The sequence below is a fragment of the Pedobacter africanus genome (assembly GCF_040548825.1).
Classification (GTDB): domain Bacteria; phylum Bacteroidota; class Bacteroidia; order Sphingobacteriales; family Sphingobacteriaceae; genus Pedobacter; species Pedobacter africanus_A.
Genome location: NZ_JBEPSL010000001.1, coordinates 1,893,805 through 1,911,689, shown reverse-complemented (window position 1 = coordinate 1,911,689; position 17,885 = coordinate 1,893,805). Strand labels below are relative to the sequence as shown.

Sequence of the window (17,885 nt, the reverse complement as noted above, 5' to 3'; positions counted from 1 at the left end):
ACGAAGGTCATCTTTCATACTGATATCCATCATGCTTGTAGTCATTTGATAACCTGATATTTAGGTTAAATTATTAATCCCTAAAGTTATGAAAATCTTTAAAAAATTATTTCTTGCAGCTTTGGTTGTATTTGCTGCAGAAAATGGCAAAGCTCAATCTGTAGGCCTGATGGATCCGGTAAGCTTTAAGCTAAAAAACGGCATGAGCATTATCATTGCTGAAAGTAAAACAAGTGAAAAAGTATATGCCGGTGTTACTATGGGCGAGGGGCTGGAAACCGCTGGTTTCTGTGAGCTATTGAATGGTATATTAAAAGAAACGCCAGGGTTGCTTGAAGCCGGAATAAGTTTTACGGACAAGGGTGGGAACGTATCTTCAACACCAGAAAAATTTGATAATGCTTTAGCGGTATTGTCATTTGCCCTGCAACATCCTTTAATGACCCCTGAAGTTTTTAATAAAGTAAAGCTGGAGCTAATGGGACAGGCCAATGAAGAAGGGAAAAAGAACCTTACAGAAATCAGTTTTGAGGAAGTTAAAGCTGAGTATGGCAGACAGGTTGTACCTGCTAAGACCTGCCTGGTTATTGCTGGTAACATTAGCCTGGCCACTGCCCGGTTATTGGTAAAGAAAGAATTTGCCAATTGGGGAACAGTTTATCTGGCCGCTAACCTTAGAAAAAACTAATTCTCCATGCATCAATTCCAGGAACTACCTAAATGGCAGCTCCTGGAATTTTGAAGGCAGATTTAGCTGACATTGTCATAATTTGAGAATATCGAAAATTATCTACAGCTTTACAGCCAAAGCTTTCGTATTTTTAATAGGGAGCAAAATTCATAATGACGGATTACGGTACACATGCTGATTACGAACTTGCCGGCCTGCTCAAAGCAGGTGATGAAAAGGCCTTTCGCGAAATTTTTGAACGTTACAGCCGTGTGATGTATACCTATGCGAAAAATCTGGTGCGGGATGCAGATGAAGCCGAAGACCTGGTACAGGATGTTTTTACTTCCCTATGGGACAAAGCAGCGGATCTGGATCTGAAAGGCACACTTGCTGCTTATTTATACAGTGCTGTACGCTACAAGTTCATTAATCTGGTTGCCAAAAAGAAAGTACGTACCGATTATGCCCAGGCCTTTCAAACACTCATTGACGAAGGGAACTATACAACCGATCATTACATCAACGAAAAGGAACTGCTGGCCCTGATTGAAAAAGAGGTGGCCAAGCTGCCGGAAAAAATGAAGGAAGTATTTGAACTGAGCAGAAATGCCGGGCTATCGCACCGCGAAATTGCTGAACAGCTAAACCTTGCCGAAAAGACGGTTAAAAACCACATTAACCATGCCCTCAAAATACTTAGAGGTAAGTTTGAGGTGGCCTCTATTATGCTTTATCTGCTGAGCAAATAATTTTTTTCAAATTTCTTTGGGCCCTAAGCCTTTTATAACTGACATACTTACAAAAGGGGATAATAAGTATGAAGAAGAATGCAGAGGATTTGCTGAACAGATACGCTTCCGGGCAGTGCAGCGCTGAAGAACAGTTGCTTGTAGAAGCATTTTTTGTTGCCGATCTTAAAAAGAATTATGGTGATGTACCCGCTCCTGAAGTTGAGGCAGCATACGCGCATATATCTGCTGGGCTTAATGATTATGTATTTGCCAATCCAAAAAGGCGTACTGCAAGGTTATGGCCTCGCATTGCCGTTGCCGCCGCTGCGTTTGCAGCGATTGTTTTCGGCATCTGGTTTTATAGCGCCCATAATTTCTACACCTCGTCATCTCCAACCGAAGGGAGAGACCTGTACGCCCATGACGTCGCACCCGGAAAAAACACCGCAACATTAACCCTCTCTAATGGCAAAACCATTACCCTTAGCGATGCAAAAACTGGGGTTGTTATTGGGAATTCTAAACTAACTTATAATGACGGTACTGCCATAGGTGCGTCCAATAATGACGAATTGGATGCAGCACGGGGCCAGGTCCAAACCATTACAACCCCTCGTGGAGGTACTTATAAGATTACTCTCTCAGATGGGACAAAGGTATGGCTTAATGCTGCTTCCAGTTTAACTTATGCTTTGGCTTTGAGTGAGAAAGGCGAACGCAGGGTAAAGTTGGAGGGTGAGGGGTATTTTGAAGTGGCAAAAGATAAAAAACGGCCATTTATTGTCGAAAGTGCCGGGCAAAAGGTAGAGGTATTGGGCACACATTTTAACGTTAACGCATATATGGACGAGGGCGGTGTAAAAACCACGCTTTTGGAGGGAAGTGTAAAGGTAACGGACGGTATACACAACAAGATCATCAGACCCGGGGAGCAGGCGCTGAACAATGGGAAATCTATCCAGGTACGTGAGGCCGATGTGGAGGGGGTTACCGATTGGAAAAACGGCGATTTTTATCTTGACCGGGTAGATTTCAAAGTAGCCGTACGGAAAATCGCCAGATGGTATGATGTTGAAATTGTTTATGATGCATCTGTTCCTGACAACATTGAATCCAGTGGTTATATTTCACGGTCAAAGAAACTTTCATCGGTACTCAGGTTAATCGAAAAATCAGGACAGGTACATTTCAGGGTAGAGGGAAAGAAGGTTTATGTATACCATTAACAAGCTAACAATAAATTATTAACCATTTAAAATCAGGAAGATGAGAAAACATTTACGACAGAAAAGCTGAAGCTATAAAAAAACAAACCAGAAATGCGACTAACACTTCTGGTTGTTCGGAACAATCAAAATAAATCAACTGTTAAACCGCAGTAAGCCATAGTTTTTCGAGGACAATGGGCCCACTGCTTAACCGAAACTAAACAAATGTATAAAATTTATTCCGGGAAACGGGTTATACCTAAAGCCCTGTACCATAAAATATTGCTAATTATGCGATTAACCACCGTGATATTGATAGCATCCCTTATGCAGGTCAGTGCCGCTACATTTGGCCAGCGCATTACCATAAACCAACGCAATACCAATCTTGAAGCGGTGCTGATGGAGATCAGGAAGCAAAGCGGCTATGACTATTATTATGACAGTAAAGCCATAGCTAAAAATCAAAAGGTAAATGTTGCCCTGAATAATGCAACCGTAAAGGAGGCCTTGGAAAACATTTTTAAGGGACTGGCCTTAACTTATGAGATTGATGAAAAAACAATCGTCATTAGGAAGAAAGAGCGGACTTTTCTGGAGCGGGTTGGTGAAATGGTTAATACTGTTGCTCAATTCGATGAAAAAGTGAGCGGAAATGTAACAGACAGTGCAGGCCGGCGTATAGCAGGGGCAACAGTAACCTTAAAAGGAGAAAAATCCTATCATACACAAACAGATAATAACGGAAAATTCTCTTTCGCTACAGTGGCGGCAGGGGTTTACGAACTCAGCATCAGTTATCTGGGATACCAAAAACTGGAAAGGCGGCTAGAAGTTAGGCCGGGAGGCCCAGATCAGTTCAACTACATCTTAAAACAAGCTACATCTGAGCTGGATCAGGTGCAGGTCATTGCATACGGAACAACTACCAGACGTTTGGCTACAGGATCTATAAGTTCTGTAAAAAAGGAGCAGATAGAAAATCAGGCTGTTTCAAATCCTCTCCAGGCTATGGAGGCCCGGCTTCCGGGCGTATACATTAGTGAAAATTCTGGTTTGGCAGGGGGAGGCATTTCCCTGCAAATCAGGGGGACCAATACGATCGGGCAAGGCAGGGACCCACTTTATATTGTAGATGGCGTACCTTTTAATGCCGCATCTACTGAATTGACGGCAGGCGGTTTCTTTTCTCCCAATACCGCGCTGGGCGGACGTGGCACCTTAAGTCCCTTTGATAATATTCCAACAAGCGATATTGAGAGCATTGATGTATTGAAAGATGCGGATGCAACAGCCATTTATGGTTCCAGGGCAGCAAATGGCGTAGTTGTGATTACCACCAGGAAAGGAAAAGCCGGAAAGATGACAGTGGGGGCCAATGTATACACGGGGGTGAGCAAGGTTACCCGGGATATCAAAATGCTGAATACCGAGCAATACCTCAGCATGCGTAAAGAAGCTTTTACGAACGACAATATTACACCCACCAATGCCAATGCGATGGATGTGTTGACTTTTGGAAATGGGTATACAGATTTTTATGATCGTATAATGGGCAATACCGGGAATTTTACGGATGCTACCTTGAGTATTTCAGGAGGGAACAAGCTTACCCAGTACCTGGTTAGTGGTAACTATAGGCACCAGTCGACCGTGCTTCCCGGGGATTTTGCAGATAATAAGGCTACAGTCCGTTTTAACATCCAGGGCCAGTCAGAGAACAATAAGTTCAGTTTTAATTTTTCGGGTGCCTATACCAAAAATAACAACAACCTTACTACGGCAGGAGTAAATTCTTTTTATGCGCTTCCACCAAATTTCCCGATCTATAATGCCGACGGTACGTTCTACTGGCCGCCTACCAGCGCCTATACCAATCCAATAGCTGCCCTGGCGGGGGCAAGAAATGCAACTACAGAAAATGTTATAGGTAATGCAACCCTGAAATACAACATTCTGCCAGGATTGAGTTTCAAGACCGATATGGGCTATAACAGGATTAACCTGAGCAATGTGATTGCCACAACCCGTGATGCGCGGAACCCAAATACTACGGTGAACGGAAACATCATCTTACAGCAAAACTTTACCGAGGTGTACACTGTTGAGCCACAATTTAATTTTTCAAGGCAATTGGGACCGGGTAAACTGGATGCGCTGCTGGGCGGAACTTATCAATACAGCAAATATATACAGCCTTATTTTATATCCGGAACTTTTCTTATTGACGACTTATATACAGATCTGGGTTCAACCACTATTTCTATAGCCAGCAGTGGTTTCAACGAAAGCAAATTTGCTTCTGTTTTTGGTCGTTTGAATTATAGCCTCTTTAACAAATATATCCTGAGCTTTAATGGCCGGAGGGATGGGTCGTCCCGTTTCGGTGATGGTAAAAAGTTTGGTAATTTTGGCAGTGTTGGCGCATCATGGCTGTTTACTGAGGAAGGGCTTTTTAAGGATAAGCTGAACTGGTTGTCTTTTGGTAAGCTTCGCGGAAGCTACGGCACACTGGGCAATGACCAGATCGCCGATTATCTATACTTGTCGCTCTATGCAAATAGTCTGTTTGCGACCAGTTACAATGGGGTAAGTACACTTGCTCCCAATAACCTGGAGAACAGAGAACTGGGTTGGGAGGTTACAAAAAAACTTGAATTTGCAGTTGATCTGAATTTCATTAACAACAGGATCATGTTCAGCAGTGCCTGGTACAGGAACCGCTCGAACAACCTGATTGTTACTGCGCCATTGGCGTCGCAGACTGGTTTTACGGCCTATACAGCCAACATGCCGGCATTGGTTCAGAATCAAGGCTGGGAGTTTACATTGGATACCAAAAACATTCAACAGAATGATTTCAGCTGGAGCAGTTCGGTTAACCTTACCCTTCCTGAAAATAAGCTGCTTGAATTTCCTGGCTTAGGCAGTTCATCCTATACCACCAGGGCTGTTGTGGGCAAGTCGATAAACCTGGTGCAAGGCTATCATTTTACAGGTTTTATAGACGGGGTTGCACAATTCCAGGATCTTGATGGCAGCGGCGGGATAAATACCGGATCTTATGTCAATACCGGTAAAGGTGATTACATCGTGCTGGGGGATACTGACCCTAAATTTTTCGGAGGATTGAACAACAGCTTTAAATACAAAGGCTTTCAGCTGGATGTACTTTTTCAGTTTGTGAAGAAGAATGGGTACAATATTTACAATGCCTCGGCAATTCCAGGCAATTCGAGCAATGTGATTGCGGATGTACTGAACCAGCCTTTTAAATATACGACAACAACCGGCACACCGGCCGGAGTAGCGTTCAACCTGTACAAGACATCCGATGCTGTATTTGGTGACGCTTCATTTGTACGCCTGAAAACATTAAACCTAAGCTATAGTTTCAGTAAAGGCCTGGCCCAAAGCCTTAGGTTACAAAACTTAAATGTGTATGTAAGGGGGCAGAACCTGCTTACTTTTAGCAAATACCTGGGTGCAGATCCTGAAACTATGGGGACAGCTATACCACCAATGAAATTAATCAGTTTTGGTTTACAAACTTCTTTTTAATAACTGAGATGAAAAATAAAATACTTCTTGCGATCCTGCTGCCGCTATGCGGCTGTCAGAAACTGGTAGATCTGGATGTTCCAAAGACTTCTCTTGTGGCTTCAACGGCTTTTTCAGACCAGACTACAACAACATCTGCTATATCGGGTATGTACGCTACGTTATATAAAGTATCTTCTTCCTATGCCTGGGGCATGAGCCTGCTAACCGGCTTATTGGCCGACGAACTTTCGTTTAACGGAACAACCTGGGAGCAGTATCAGAACAATAGCCTGATTGCCAATGAAAGTCTCGTAGGCAGGACCTGGTATACTTCTTATTATGGTATATATCAGGCTAACGCAATTGTTGAGGGCGTATCAAAATCTAATTTTCCCGAGGCATTTAAAAACCAGGCTATAGGGGAAGCTCTTTTTATCCGGGCATTCTGTCATTTTTATATGGTAAATTTGTTTGGTGATGTGCCACTGATTACCACTACCAACACAGAAACCAACAGGTTGTCGCCACGTGTTGCTGCAGCCGATGTTTATGCCCAGATTATTGCCGATCTGGAACGGGCCCAATCCATTCTGCCGGTTACCTATGCATCAGGAACTAATCGTACCCGTGTAAATAAATATGCTGCTGCAGCCCTGCTTGCAAGGGTATATCTTTATCAGAAGAATTATGTGGCCGCCGAAGCAAAAGCTACTGAAGTGATTACGGCAATGAATGGCAATGTACCGCTTTATACCATGGTAGATCCCTCGGTTGCTTTCCTGATTGCGAGCAATGAAGCCATCTGGAGTTTCGACAGCTCTGACAATGGTTTCCCTCCTATAGGTACCCAAACTGTTCCAAATGCGAATGCAGTACCAAATTTTACCATTCTGCCAGGCTTGTTTAGTGCTTTTGAGCTTACGGACAAGCGTAAGACTACCTGGATTGGTGTATCTGCAGGGCAGAATTATCCAAATAAATACCGTACCAAGACCAAGCTAAACCTGGAATTTGATGTGGTGTTGCGTTTGGCAGAGCAATACCTGATCAGGGCCGAAGCCCGGGCCTATCAAAATAAACCAGGATTTGGAGAAGCCGATGTGAATGTGGTAAGAGGTCGTGCTGGTTTGGGTGGACTAATATTCGGTTCCCAGGCACAATCGCTTACAGCCATTGCGAAAGAAAGAAGGGTAGAGCTTTTTGCCGAATGGGGCCACCGCTGGATGGACCTGAAACGTACGGGGCAGGTTGATGCTGTAAATGGTGCCTTAAAGCCGGCTTTTTGGCAAAGTACTGACGCTTTGCTCCCTATTCCTACGGTAGAAATAGCCAATAACCCTAACCTGGTTCCAAATCCGGGATATTTTTAATCTTAATATTTTTTGACATGAAAAGATACTTCATATTGTTATTGCTGGCATTCAGCTTACTGAATTGTTATGCACAGGAAGGGTTTACACTGAAGGTGAAACTGGACAATTTTAAGGATTACAAGCCTTATTTAAGCTACGGTGTTGATGGAAAACGTTTTATGGATACCGTTTATGCCACAGAAAATGGCTGGATGGTATTTAAAGGTAAAGTAAAAGAGCCAACCTATGCCCGTTTAAGTTTAAGCGGAAACCCCGAGTTATTTATACGGATGGCAAAACATGACTACCCCGGGCCCGCTTTAAATTTTTTCCTCAGCAATGAAGAAATAAAGGTTACAGGGAACGCCGACAAGATTTACATGGCCAGCGTTGAGGGGGGAGCTGTAAACAAAGACTGGCCGGAAACGCTAAGGGCCAGGCAAAATGAACTGAATGGCCAAAGCTGGGAGGCACTTAAAAAAGCTTATCATGATTTTAAACCGGGGGGCGATTCCACTGCATTGAAGAAAGCCAAAAAATTGGAGAACGATAACAGGGGGGGGGCTCAATAAACTGCATATGGAATTTATGGAGAAAAATCCGGGTGCATTGCTAAGCGTGTACTATTTGTATACTGTACAAGCCCTTATGAAAACCGAGGAATTAAAGGCTCGTTTTGAGAAGCTTGATAACACACATAAGAAAAGTTTTTACGGACAGGTAATCGCAAACCGGCTGGCCGGCTTGGAGGCCACTGCCATTGGAAAATCTGCCGTGGCCCTTCGTAAAAAAGACATGAACGGCAATGATGTTAGCCTGGAAACGCTAAAGGGCAAATATGTCATCCTTGATTTTTGGGGCAGTTGGTGCCACCCCTGTCGTCTTTCGCATCCCCACTTGAAGGAGTTATATGCCAAGTATAAAGCCGATGGTTTTGAAATCGTTGGCATTGCAGAGGAACCGGGCCAGTCACTTGAAAAGGGGCGGAAAGCCTGGCTGAATGCGGTTAAGGAAGACGGAATAGATTGGATTCAGGTATTGAACAACGAAGGGATTGAGCATTTTGACGCCGTTAAGGCCTATGGCATCTCTGCTTTCCCGACAAAGATCTTGCTGGACAGGGAAGGAAAAATCATCGGACGTTACATTGGCAATAACAAAGATATTGATGCAAAGCTGACCGAGGTTTTTGGAAAGTAGTAGGTTGACTTATTATCGATCTTTAATATAGCTTATAAAACCGGAGGCTGGTAACAGAAACTCCGGTTTTTAAAGCGCCTCGATTTCTTCTATGGTAAGGCCTGTACCTTTAGCAATATCAGCTATTGCCACACCCATGTTTTTAAAGTTACGGGCAATTTCCACAGCTTCTTCATGGCGGCCTATGGCCTCGCCTTTTTGAATGCCTTCAGCAATTCCTTCTTTTTTAAATCTGTCTAGTAAATATTCTTCAGTTCCCATAGGGATAGTTCTTCCGGTTAGTGCTTGAAGTTCTCTATCAAAAGTAATCATCATTTTAGGGTTTTCAAAATTCATATAGTACTTAATAAAATTCATAATGCCTTTGTGTTTAACTGGATCAAGTTTTCTTTTTACCAGCTCCCGGTTCAGTTCGTGTTTTATGGCTTTTAGTTCCAGGTCGGTTACCTTCTTTTTTCTAATGGCTGAAAGGGCAGCCAGGACAACAACAGCAAATGGGTTTGGATTAGCCTGTAAGGCGGCTTCCTGCTGATCCAGTATTGAATAAACATTGTATTCGTAAGTTAGTTTTGTACCTAAGAATGCATCAACATAAGGTTTAGGCCTGAATTTGTTATTGCTACCTGTTATAATGGCAAGAGCAGTGATGGATACATCGTACTTTTCCTTCATTAAGTACCAGTACCGGATCATCCTGGAACTAAAATCTTCTTTGCCTCGCTGGTTTTGAACTTCCACATGTATTGCAATCCATTTTTCAGTTCCATCTTTTAGATAAACCTTAATCAGTTTGTCTACATACCGTACTGTTGCCGCATTTTCTTCGTAAGGAAAGAAAGGGTCAAATTCTTTGTCCAGGTACTCACATTTTCTGCTAAAATCAAAAAGGGCATCTGCTTCCGGAAAGAAAAAACGCAGGAAGTCTTCTGAGACGTCCTCAACAATTGCCTTCCACAAGAAATCATCTCTGCGGCGGGGCTTTCTTCTGGCTTTTCTTTTCTGCTGCTTTGGTTTAGGAATGCTGGTGGTTAGTTCCAATTTTATAGGTTTTACAGCAACAAACCTAAGTCCTTGTTTTTCAGCTAACAAAACTATTTTCATTTCCGGAACACGTCCGGAAAAGGCTATGTTTTTTAGAATCGGATTTTGTTTAAGAGATTTTTAGAGGGCTAAACCAAATTATATTGGGTTGGGCAATTTACAGGTAATTATTGCATTGGTTCTACCAATTCCAAAAACCTTTCCAGCCGCCAGGCGCAGGGCTGTGATGTTTTCGCCTCAGGCGAATGCCTGAGCGTAGTAAGCTGCGTAGCTAAAAACTTTTCAATGTCAACTATAATTGTGCCTGGATATAACTCAAATGGCGCTTCTGGTAATTGTATGCCGTGTAGCCTGTTGGCTAAATCTTCTACTTGTTCTGCTGTCATGGGGGGCGAAGGTAGCAAACAATTTTGCACTTTTGAATTATAAAAGCAAGAACCCGAATTTGTAAACAATACCGGGCAGATTATGTTCTATAGCAAAAAGGAGGAACAATGCCCTGGTATAACGGAGACTACCCGCCATCTTTTAAAAACCAGCCTAAATATATTCGCGATAAGGCTACCGAAATAGCGAATGAAATATTGCAGGAAAGCGGTGATGAGGGTCTTGCTATTGCAACAGGCCTAAAGAAAGCCCGGGAATATTTTGAAGAACATCCCGAAGCGCTGGGTGATGACCAGCCTGACCCAGACGAAATACGGGAACAATACGCTATTGAAGACGATTCAGATACGCTGGAGCCTTTTGACGATGAAAACGAACATCGGATTATTGATATGGATGACCCTGCTGAGGTAGCCTATTGGGCAGCGCAGTTTCAGATAAGTGAAGAATACCTGAAAACCGTGGTTTTGCTGAATGGTAATGAGGTTAAGGAGATAAAAAAATACCTGAGCGTTTGAATCGCTTTTGTAGCCGATGAAAAAGCAAAAGAAAGTAGAATCGGGATTGTTCATGCAGGGAAGGAAATTTGAACAGGAGCAATTGTATGCAGAGGCAGCTAAACAATACGAAAAAATCTTAAAGGGCAATCCGGTTCATGTAGATGCCAATAACCGGCTGATGATCGTTTATCGGAAACTGAAACAATACCGAAAAGAATCGGTACTTATCAGTAAAGCTATTGCTGCTCATGAAAAGGAGATTGAAGCAAAGCAGCAGCAATGGATCAAAGAGCACAGCAAAATGGCAGAATTATCCAGGCCTTTAGCACAGAGCCTGGGTTTGCTAAACACCAAAGGCCTGCCGGTTCATGAAAATGAATTGTTAGACAAATGGAAACGCCGGAAAGAAGTTGTAGTTAAAAAGATAAAATAAACATGCCCCAATTACCAGATTTAGAAGTATTTGTGGTTGTTGTTGTTCTGCTATAATTTAGCAAGGATCTATTGTAGTACGGAAACTATCAAATAATATTTTATCATTATTTAACTGATCTCAAGATCAAAGAAAAAAGTAGATCCAACACCTTCTTTACTGTTGATCTGGAGTTGGCTATTGTGGTGGGCCAGAATTTCTGAAGCCAGGTATAGTCCTATACCGAAGCCAGATGCTGCCTGGTTATTGTTAACGCGATAGAACCTTTCGAAAATGCGTTTCTGATCTGATTCTTTAATACCGATGCCCTGATCGGTAACAGATATTCTGGCCTTGTTATTCAAAGATTCACATTTGATGAATACATTACCGCCATTAGGAGAATATTTGATGGCATTGCTAAGCAGGTTGCTCAGCACGTGGCTTAGTTTTTCTTCGTCGCCAAATACCTTCAGATCGTAACAGCCAAGGATATTTATGGTGTGGGTGGTGGTAAGAAATTGGCCTTCTTCAGCTACCTCGTGGATCATTTTGGAAAGCTCAAATTGTTTTTTAATGATCTGGAGTTTGCCTTCTTCCAGCCGGGTAACGTTGAGAAAGTCCTGGACCATTGCTGTCATCTTTTTAATCTTCACATCAGCTCTGGACAACAAGTTAATATAAAAGCTATCCTGATCTTTTTGTGCCTTTTGGAGAACCATTTGCAAATAGGCTGTTACCGCAGTGATGGGCGTTTTGATTTCATGGCTCACCATCGCAATAAAGGCGTTTTTCCGCTGTTCTTCCTGTTTCTTCTTTTCTTCAGCCAATACCGCCTCTGTGATGTCCAGTACTGTTCCGATAAATCTGGTACTGCCACCGGCAGATTTTAGGGTAATTTTTCCCTGTAAATGAAGCCAGCGTTCTGCCTGGTCGCCGGGCCTTATAATTTTGAATTTTGTGCTGTAGATTTCATTACTAATCGCCTTTACAGATGCATTCAACTCCTGATGGATACGTGTTCTTTCCTCTGGATGAAGTATTTTTAAAAAGCCGGCATAATCAATAGCCTGTTCATTCGAAAACCCCAGGATGCTGATCGCCTCGGGTGAGAGGTATAAATGGGATTCGGCAGGTGTGTATTCCCAGGTACCCATATTTGTGGAACTGATCGCCATCTTCATCCGTGCTTCACTCTCTTCAAGTTCCTGCAGCAGGCGTTCCTTACGGTTCATTTCCATTACCAGTTCTGTTACGTCTCTGGTAAAGCAGCGTGTATGGAGAAATTCTCCGTCTTTTCTCAATACATTCGAACTGATCAGTACATGCTTTATAGAGCCATCTTTACATTTGAGCCTGGCCGGGTAATTGTGCAGCGTCTCATTCTTGCTGAGCCTGGCCAGAATATCGTCTATCACATGCTGATCTGCGTGAAAACTTGTTATATGGGTGCCTATGTATTCTTCTTTTGTAAAGCCCAATGTATCAAGTTCAGCCTGGTTTGCCCAGGTTATGTATCCGTTTTTATCTACCCGGTGTAGCGGAATGGATGCATTTTCTATGAAATCTGTGAGTTCCTCAACGCGCGCTTCTAATGCCTGGATTTTTTCTTCACACACGACCGGATTTTCCTGTCTCTGCTTTAGTTCTTTCATCATATGGGAGAGCATCAATTTTTTGTAGAAGACGAAAGTTAGTTAATTTTTCTGAAACTTTTTGCCATTGCAGCGGTTAATGCGTGTGTATTTTATATAAAATAGTGCTATAATAAGGTTAGTTTTACCGTATGCGCTCCAAACGTATTTATGGATGCCGATTTTTCAAGAGATATTAAACGACGTATATTATTAAAAAAGGGTTTATCAGTAATCAGTTCCCGGGATTGTAAGTGGATTGCTTCAGCTATCAGGCGCACTGTAACTCGGCTCAGATTTTTTTTACTTGGTGTGAAACAATCTGTATTTCAGCATGTATTATATAACATTTATTAAAGGGTTGTCCAAAAGCTTATGAAAATCGCTACCTATAACATTAATGGTATCAATGGGCGGTTGCCTGTTCTGCTACGCTGGCTGGCAGAGGCGGAACCGGATGTGGTATGTTTGCAGGAACTTAAAGCGGAGTCTGCCCGGTTTCCTGAACATGCCCTGCTTAAAGCGGGTTATCAGGCCATCTGGAAAGGGGAGAAAAGCTGGAATGGGGTGGCTATTCTTTCAAAGGATGCGATCAGGGAACTCAGAGATGACCTGCCGGGTGAAGATGAGTCATTTACCCACAGCCGGTATATCGAAGGTTTTACTTTCGGGATGGTGATTGCTTGTTTGTATCTTCCGAATGGAAATCCTTACCCCGGGCCAAAGTTTGCGTATAAGCTGCGCTGGTTTTCACGCCTTACTGCACATGCGAATACGTTGATGAATACAGGTCTGCCGGTAATGCTGGTTGGTGATTATAATGTAATGCCCACTGAACTGGATACCTATAAACCAGAAAAGTATGTGAACAACGCGTTGTTCCGGAAAGAGATCAGGGCAGCTTATGCGGACCTGGTTTCCCAGGGCTGGACCGATGCGATTAGAAAATTATATCCTGACGAGCGGATTTATACATTCTGGGATTATTTTCGCAATGCTTATGGCAGAGATGCTGGATTGCGTTTAGATCATTTTTTGCTGAATCCGCTACTTGGAGGAAGGCTTAGTTCGGGGGGAGTGGATAAACATGTGAGGGGATGGGAGAAATCCAGTGATCATGCTCCGGTCTGGATTGAACTGGCCGATGCTGATCAGGCGCAGTAGATTCGGCATAAGAATTGCCTTCCAAGATGAAATAGTAAATATGGCAACATATGGCTGAAACCAAACGACCCTCCAGAGATACGCTTTCGGCGCTTGAAACGGCGCCTAATATGTATTTGATTCTTTCTCCTGATCTATATATCCTGACAGCAAGCGATTTGTACCTGCAGGCCACAAAAACGACCCGGGATGCAATTATAGGCAAACATATTTTTGAGGCTTTTCCGGATAACCCGGATCTGCCGGATGCAGATGGTGTTCAGAATATCAATGCATCACTTCAGGCAGTACTTCGCACTAAAAAGCCAGATCAAATGCCTATACAGCGGTATGATGTCCCCGATACCGAAAACCCGGGCAAATTTATCCGGCGGTACTGGGACCCCTGCCATTCACCTGTGCTGGACAGTGAGGGCAATATTTCTTATATCATCCAGTTGGCTACCAATGTGACAGATAAAATACTGGCCGAACGCGCGCTACATCAAAGTCACCTGGAAAATCTGGAAACGACCGAACAGGTAAGAGCGCTTAATGCTGAACTTCTTGCCACCAATGTAGAGTTGCGGGAGACCCAGCATCAGCTAAACCTGTTGAACGGGCAGCTGGAGGGTCGTGTAGCCAAACGCACGGATGAACTTCGCCAGGCCGTAGAGGAGCAGGCGGCTATTAATGAGGAGATGGAGGCCACAAACGAGGAACTAATCGCAACCCAGCAGCATCTGGAACACATCAATAGGGAGCTGACAGCCGAAGAATCACGCTTCCGTATGGCTGTAGAGTCAACGGGTTTGGGTACCTGGGATTATATTCCGGCCACGGGTGAACTTCAGTGGTCCAAAGAATGCCGGATGATATTCGGCCTTGATAACGATCAGCCGATGGATTTTGAAACCTATACGCGTCACATATTTCCCGAAGACCGTGAATTTGTAGCTTCCAGAATAAATTCCAGCCTTCAGTCTGAGTCTTCGGGCCGGTATGAAATTACACACCGGATCATGCGTTTTGACAATAAGGAGGTCCGTTGGGTAAAGGCGCAGGGCACGGTTCAGTTTCAGGCTGGAAAAGCTTCCCGTTTTTTAGGTACTGCACTGGATATCACTGAGCTCAAACAGGTAGAAGAAAAAAGTGGCAGGCTTGCGGCGATTGTAGCCACATCAAATGATGCGATTATAAGCAAAACACTGGAAAGCGTGATCACCAGCTGGAATGATTCCGCTGAACGGATGTTTGGTTATACTTCAGCTGAGATGATAGGTGAAACCATCTATAAGCTTATACCAGCTGACCGCCAGGATGAGGAGCCAATGATCCTGGAGCGCTTAAAAGCAGGGGACCGCGTAGAGCACTTTGAAACCAAAAGGCAAACCAAAGATGGTAGGCTGATTGATGTTTCTCTTACGATATCGCCCATTCAGGATAGCCGCGGGAATATTACGGGCTTCTCCAAGATAGCCCGGGATATCTCAGAACGCAAACAGAATGAGCTCCGCAAGAATGACTTTATCGCTATGGTTAGTCATGAAATAAAAACACCGCTTACTTCTATGAGCGCAATCTTACAAATGCTGCAGCGGAAGTTTGCTGAAAGTGAAGATGTTATGGTGCCCCAGTTACTGGACCGTGCGAATCTCCAGGTAAAAAAAATGACCACAATGATCAATGGTTTTCTGAATATCTCAAGGTTGGAGTCCGGTAAGATTCAGATCAACAGGCAAGCCTTTAACATCTGTGAGCTGATCAAAGAAGTAGTTGCTGAAATCAATCTTACCGGGATTAACCACATCATCAACATCCGGGAATGTGAAGATGCTGTAGTTATGGCAGACCGGGAAAAAATAGATTCTGTACTTAGTAACCTTTTGGGCAATGCGATCAAATATTCTCCCAAAGGCTCCGAGGTTACCATAGATTGCTATAAACAGGATTCGTATACCTATATTCGAGTGAGCGATAGGGGATTGGGTATTAGTGAAGCAGATTGTGCGCACATATTTGACCGCTATTATCGCGTCGAAAGTGATCCCATCAGTCAGGCCTCCGGGTTCGGGATCGGACTTTATTTAAGCGCTGAGATTGTTCATCACCACAACGGCAAAATTTGGGTAGAGAGTGAAATTGGAAAGGGGGCGCAGTTTTATTTTAGTTTGCCGCTTGAAGAAATCAGGAAGCCAGATGTTGGTGATTAACTAATCGCACAACTTTGCTGACAACCTCATCGATGTTAAATGGTTTGGCAATATGATCATTTGCCTGGCATTCCGCTGCAATCAACTCAATGTCGTTCGCGGTAGACAAAATAATCACCGGGATGGATGCCAGTTTAGGAACTTGTTTGATTTTCCTGCACAAGCGATGCCCAGGCTTACTGTTGATAAATTCATCTAACAGGATCACATCCGGAGCGAACGGGATAATAGCCGAAAGTTCCTGCGGTTCTGCCATGCTAAGCGTTTCGAAGCCATGATCTTCCAGGATAAATTCTACGATATGCCTGATGTCCTGGTCATTCTCGATAATCAACACTTTCTTTCTCACTTTAAGGAATTTTCACAAAGCTAATGATTTAATGTCACATGTTAAATTCGCATGGATAATATCTGGTTTTGCTGAATGATAATGAGGTCAAGGAGATTTTTTTTACATATAAACATTTAATTTAAGCAGTTTGTAATATAAATTTGTCCAGCTATGGAGATCCATAGGGGTATAAACAGATAAAATCATGGATAATAAACTAACTGAAAGCAGTATCCTGGAACAGGAAAACAAACTTTACAGGGCAATCAAAGATGGCAATATCACCCTGCTTGATGAGCTGCTCCATGATGACCTGTTGTTCATTCTTCCAAGCGGGGAAACAATAACCAAGGAGATGGATATGGATACTTATCGCGGTGGAGCATTAAAGGTTGACGAACTGCTATCAGAAATAGAAAACTTAAATATTATCGATGATCTGGCGGTGATCACATTGACCATGAAATTGAAGGGAAAGTTTAATGAGGGACCGTTTGAAGCTAACTTTCGCTATATCCGATTTTGGAAAAAATTCGGTGATGGGATTAAAGTAGTAGGCGGAAGCGGAAGAGCCATTTGAGCAGAATAATGATTGTTACGTTCTCTCGGTCATCATAGTCGGTCTAAAAAGACAGCTCGCGACATATTATTAGCACATTTCAATATTTAATTTAGTCTTAAAAAATGGTCTGATTTGTCTTTAAAACTAGGTTTTATCATCCTGAATCGTTATATTAAAGACTTATGGAGTTTATTTATATTTATGTTTTTGTAGTGAGTTTTATAGCTACGCTCGTACGTTCAACGTTTGGTTTTGGTGAATCTTTGGTTGCTGTTCCCTTGTTTATTTTGTTTATACCGCTGAATATCGCGGTCCCGCTTTCGGTTTTGATTTCAATTTTGGTTGCACTGGTTGTGGTTGTACAGGATCATCGCCAGATACATTTCAATAGTGCCAAATGGTTGATCTTTTTTGCTGTTCTGGGTATACCAATTGGTTTAGTCATTTTGATTTATTGCAGTGAGTTCTGGGTTAAGATCGCTTTAGGACTGCTGATCATTATTTATGCGCTGTATTCCATTTTTAAAAAAAACACATTGCATTTAAAGACCGATAACAAACTATGGCTTTTCATTTGCGGTTTTTTGTCAGGTGTATTCGGTGGGGCCTATGGCGTAAATGGACCGCCACTCGTGGTTTACGGGAACATGAGGAACTGGAGTGCTAAGCATTTCAGGGCAACGCTTCAGGCTTATTTCCTGCCAGCAAGTTTTATAGGTGCTGTTGGATATTTAGCAAATGGATTGATTACTGCCCAGGTAGTAAAGTATTTTGTGATTTCTTTGCCTGCTGTTATTCCAGCAATATTTTTTGGGCGGTATCTGAACCATACCATCAAGGAAGACTTTTTTAGGTATGTTTATTTTGCGCTTATTGCAATCGGCATTTTTTTAATTGTCAATTCATTTATGAAAGGAACATCCTTTATCCATAAATAAATCGCTTAATAAGAGAG

The 17,885-nt window shown here is 42.9% G+C and carries 17 protein-coding genes; 13 read left to right on the top strand and 4 right to left on the bottom strand.

What is annotated here, in order from left to right; all coding sequences use genetic code 11:
* Positions 1-88: 88 nt before the first annotated feature.
* From ABIE26_RS07805 to ABIE26_RS07775, 7 genes are all read left to right on the top strand, one after another.
* A complete protein-coding gene (locus ABIE26_RS07805; protein WP_310138226.1) occupies positions 89-688 on the top strand; it encodes a hypothetical protein in 600 nt (199 codons plus the stop codon).
* 155 nt (positions 689-843) lie between these two features.
* The gene (locus ABIE26_RS07800) at positions 844-1,422 is read left to right on the top strand and encodes an RNA polymerase sigma factor (RefSeq protein WP_310138227.1); all 579 of its coding nucleotides are present in this window, start codon (positions 844-846) and stop codon (positions 1,420-1,422) included.
* A gap of 68 nt (positions 1,423-1,490) precedes the next feature.
* A complete protein-coding gene (locus ABIE26_RS07795) occupies positions 1,491-2,630 on the top strand; it encodes a FecR family protein (RefSeq protein ID WP_310138229.1) in 1,140 nt (379 codons plus the stop codon).
* A 273-nt stretch (positions 2,631-2,903) separates the two neighbouring features.
* Complete coding sequence (locus ABIE26_RS07790; RefSeq protein ID WP_310138230.1) at positions 2,904-6,173, top strand: SusC/RagA family TonB-linked outer membrane protein; 3,270 nt, start codon at positions 2,904-2,906, stop codon at positions 6,171-6,173.
* A gap of 8 nt (positions 6,174-6,181) precedes the next feature.
* The gene (locus ABIE26_RS07785) at positions 6,182-7,525 is read left to right on the top strand and encodes a RagB/SusD family nutrient uptake outer membrane protein (RefSeq protein WP_310138232.1); all 1,344 of its coding nucleotides are present in this window, start codon (positions 6,182-6,184) and stop codon (positions 7,523-7,525) included.
* 17 nt (positions 7,526-7,542) lie between these two features.
* Positions 7,543-8,079 carry a DUF4369 domain-containing protein gene (locus tag ABIE26_RS07780; RefSeq protein WP_310138234.1) on the top strand — a complete coding sequence of 179 codons (537 nt, stop codon included), beginning with the start codon at positions 7,543-7,545 and terminating at the stop codon, positions 8,077-8,079.
* Between the two features lie 16 nt (positions 8,080-8,095).
* A complete protein-coding gene (locus ABIE26_RS07775) occupies positions 8,096-8,707 on the top strand; it encodes a TlpA family protein disulfide reductase (protein WP_310138236.1) in 612 nt (203 codons plus the stop codon).
* A 69-nt stretch (positions 8,708-8,776) separates the two neighbouring features.
* Here the strand turns inward: ABIE26_RS07775 and ABIE26_RS07770 are convergent, their stop codons facing one another.
* Together ABIE26_RS07770 and ABIE26_RS07765 are read right to left on the bottom strand one after the other, a co-directional pair.
* Complete coding sequence (locus ABIE26_RS07770) at positions 8,777-9,745, bottom strand: hypothetical protein (RefSeq protein ID WP_310138237.1); 969 nt, start codon at positions 9,743-9,745, stop codon at positions 8,777-8,779.
* A gap of 170 nt (positions 9,746-9,915) precedes the next feature.
* Positions 9,916-10,134 (bottom strand): DUF6965 family protein, encoded by a 219-nt coding sequence (locus ABIE26_RS07765; protein WP_310138239.1) that lies wholly within the window; start codon positions 10,132-10,134, stop codon positions 9,916-9,918.
* A 108-nt stretch (positions 10,135-10,242) separates the two neighbouring features.
* On the opposite strand from ABIE26_RS07765, the gene ABIE26_RS07760 reads away from it, so the two are divergent.
* Both ABIE26_RS07760 and ABIE26_RS07755 read left to right on the top strand, forming a co-directional pair.
* Positions 10,243-10,653, top strand: coding sequence for a DUF3606 domain-containing protein (locus ABIE26_RS07760; protein ID WP_310138241.1), 411 nt, complete (start codon positions 10,243-10,245; stop codon positions 10,651-10,653).
* 16 nt (positions 10,654-10,669) lie between these two features.
* Positions 10,670-11,068 (top strand): tetratricopeptide repeat protein, encoded by a 399-nt coding sequence (locus ABIE26_RS07755; protein WP_310138244.1) that lies wholly within the window; start codon positions 10,670-10,672, stop codon positions 11,066-11,068.
* A gap of 110 nt (positions 11,069-11,178) precedes the next feature.
* Here the strand turns inward: ABIE26_RS07755 and ABIE26_RS07750 are convergent, their stop codons facing one another.
* Positions 11,179-12,705, bottom strand: coding sequence for a PAS domain-containing sensor histidine kinase (locus tag ABIE26_RS07750; protein WP_310138245.1), 1,527 nt, complete (start codon positions 12,703-12,705; stop codon positions 11,179-11,181).
* A gap of 351 nt (positions 12,706-13,056) precedes the next feature.
* On the opposite strand from ABIE26_RS07750, the gene xth reads away from it, so the two are divergent.
* Positions 13,057-13,845, top strand: a complete 789-nt coding sequence (gene xth / locus ABIE26_RS07745) for an exodeoxyribonuclease III (RefSeq protein WP_310138248.1) — start codon at positions 13,057-13,059, stop codon at positions 13,843-13,845.
* A 50-nt stretch (positions 13,846-13,895) separates the two neighbouring features.
* The gene (locus ABIE26_RS07740; RefSeq protein ID WP_310138250.1) at positions 13,896-16,037 is read left to right on the top strand and encodes a PAS domain-containing sensor histidine kinase; all 2,142 of its coding nucleotides are present in this window, start codon (positions 13,896-13,898) and stop codon (positions 16,035-16,037) included.
* Here ABIE26_RS07740 and ABIE26_RS07735 read toward each other — a convergent pair.
* Entirely contained in the window at positions 16,012-16,386 is a 375-nt protein-coding gene (locus ABIE26_RS07735) for a response regulator (protein WP_310138253.1), read from the bottom strand. The two genes, ABIE26_RS07740 and ABIE26_RS07735, sit on opposite strands and share 26 nt — an antisense overlap.
* Positions 16,387-16,573: 187 nt before the next feature.
* Between ABIE26_RS07735 and ABIE26_RS07730 the strand changes: the two genes are divergently transcribed.
* A complete protein-coding gene (locus ABIE26_RS07730) occupies positions 16,574-16,948 on the top strand; it encodes a nuclear transport factor 2 family protein (protein ID WP_310138256.1) in 375 nt (124 codons plus the stop codon).
* Between the two features lie 164 nt (positions 16,949-17,112).
* Positions 17,113-17,868: a sulfite exporter TauE/SafE family protein gene (locus ABIE26_RS07725; protein ID WP_310138258.1), complete on the top strand. Its 756-nt coding sequence runs from the start codon at positions 17,113-17,115 to the stop codon at positions 17,866-17,868.
* Positions 17,869-17,885: the final 17 nt, after the last annotated feature.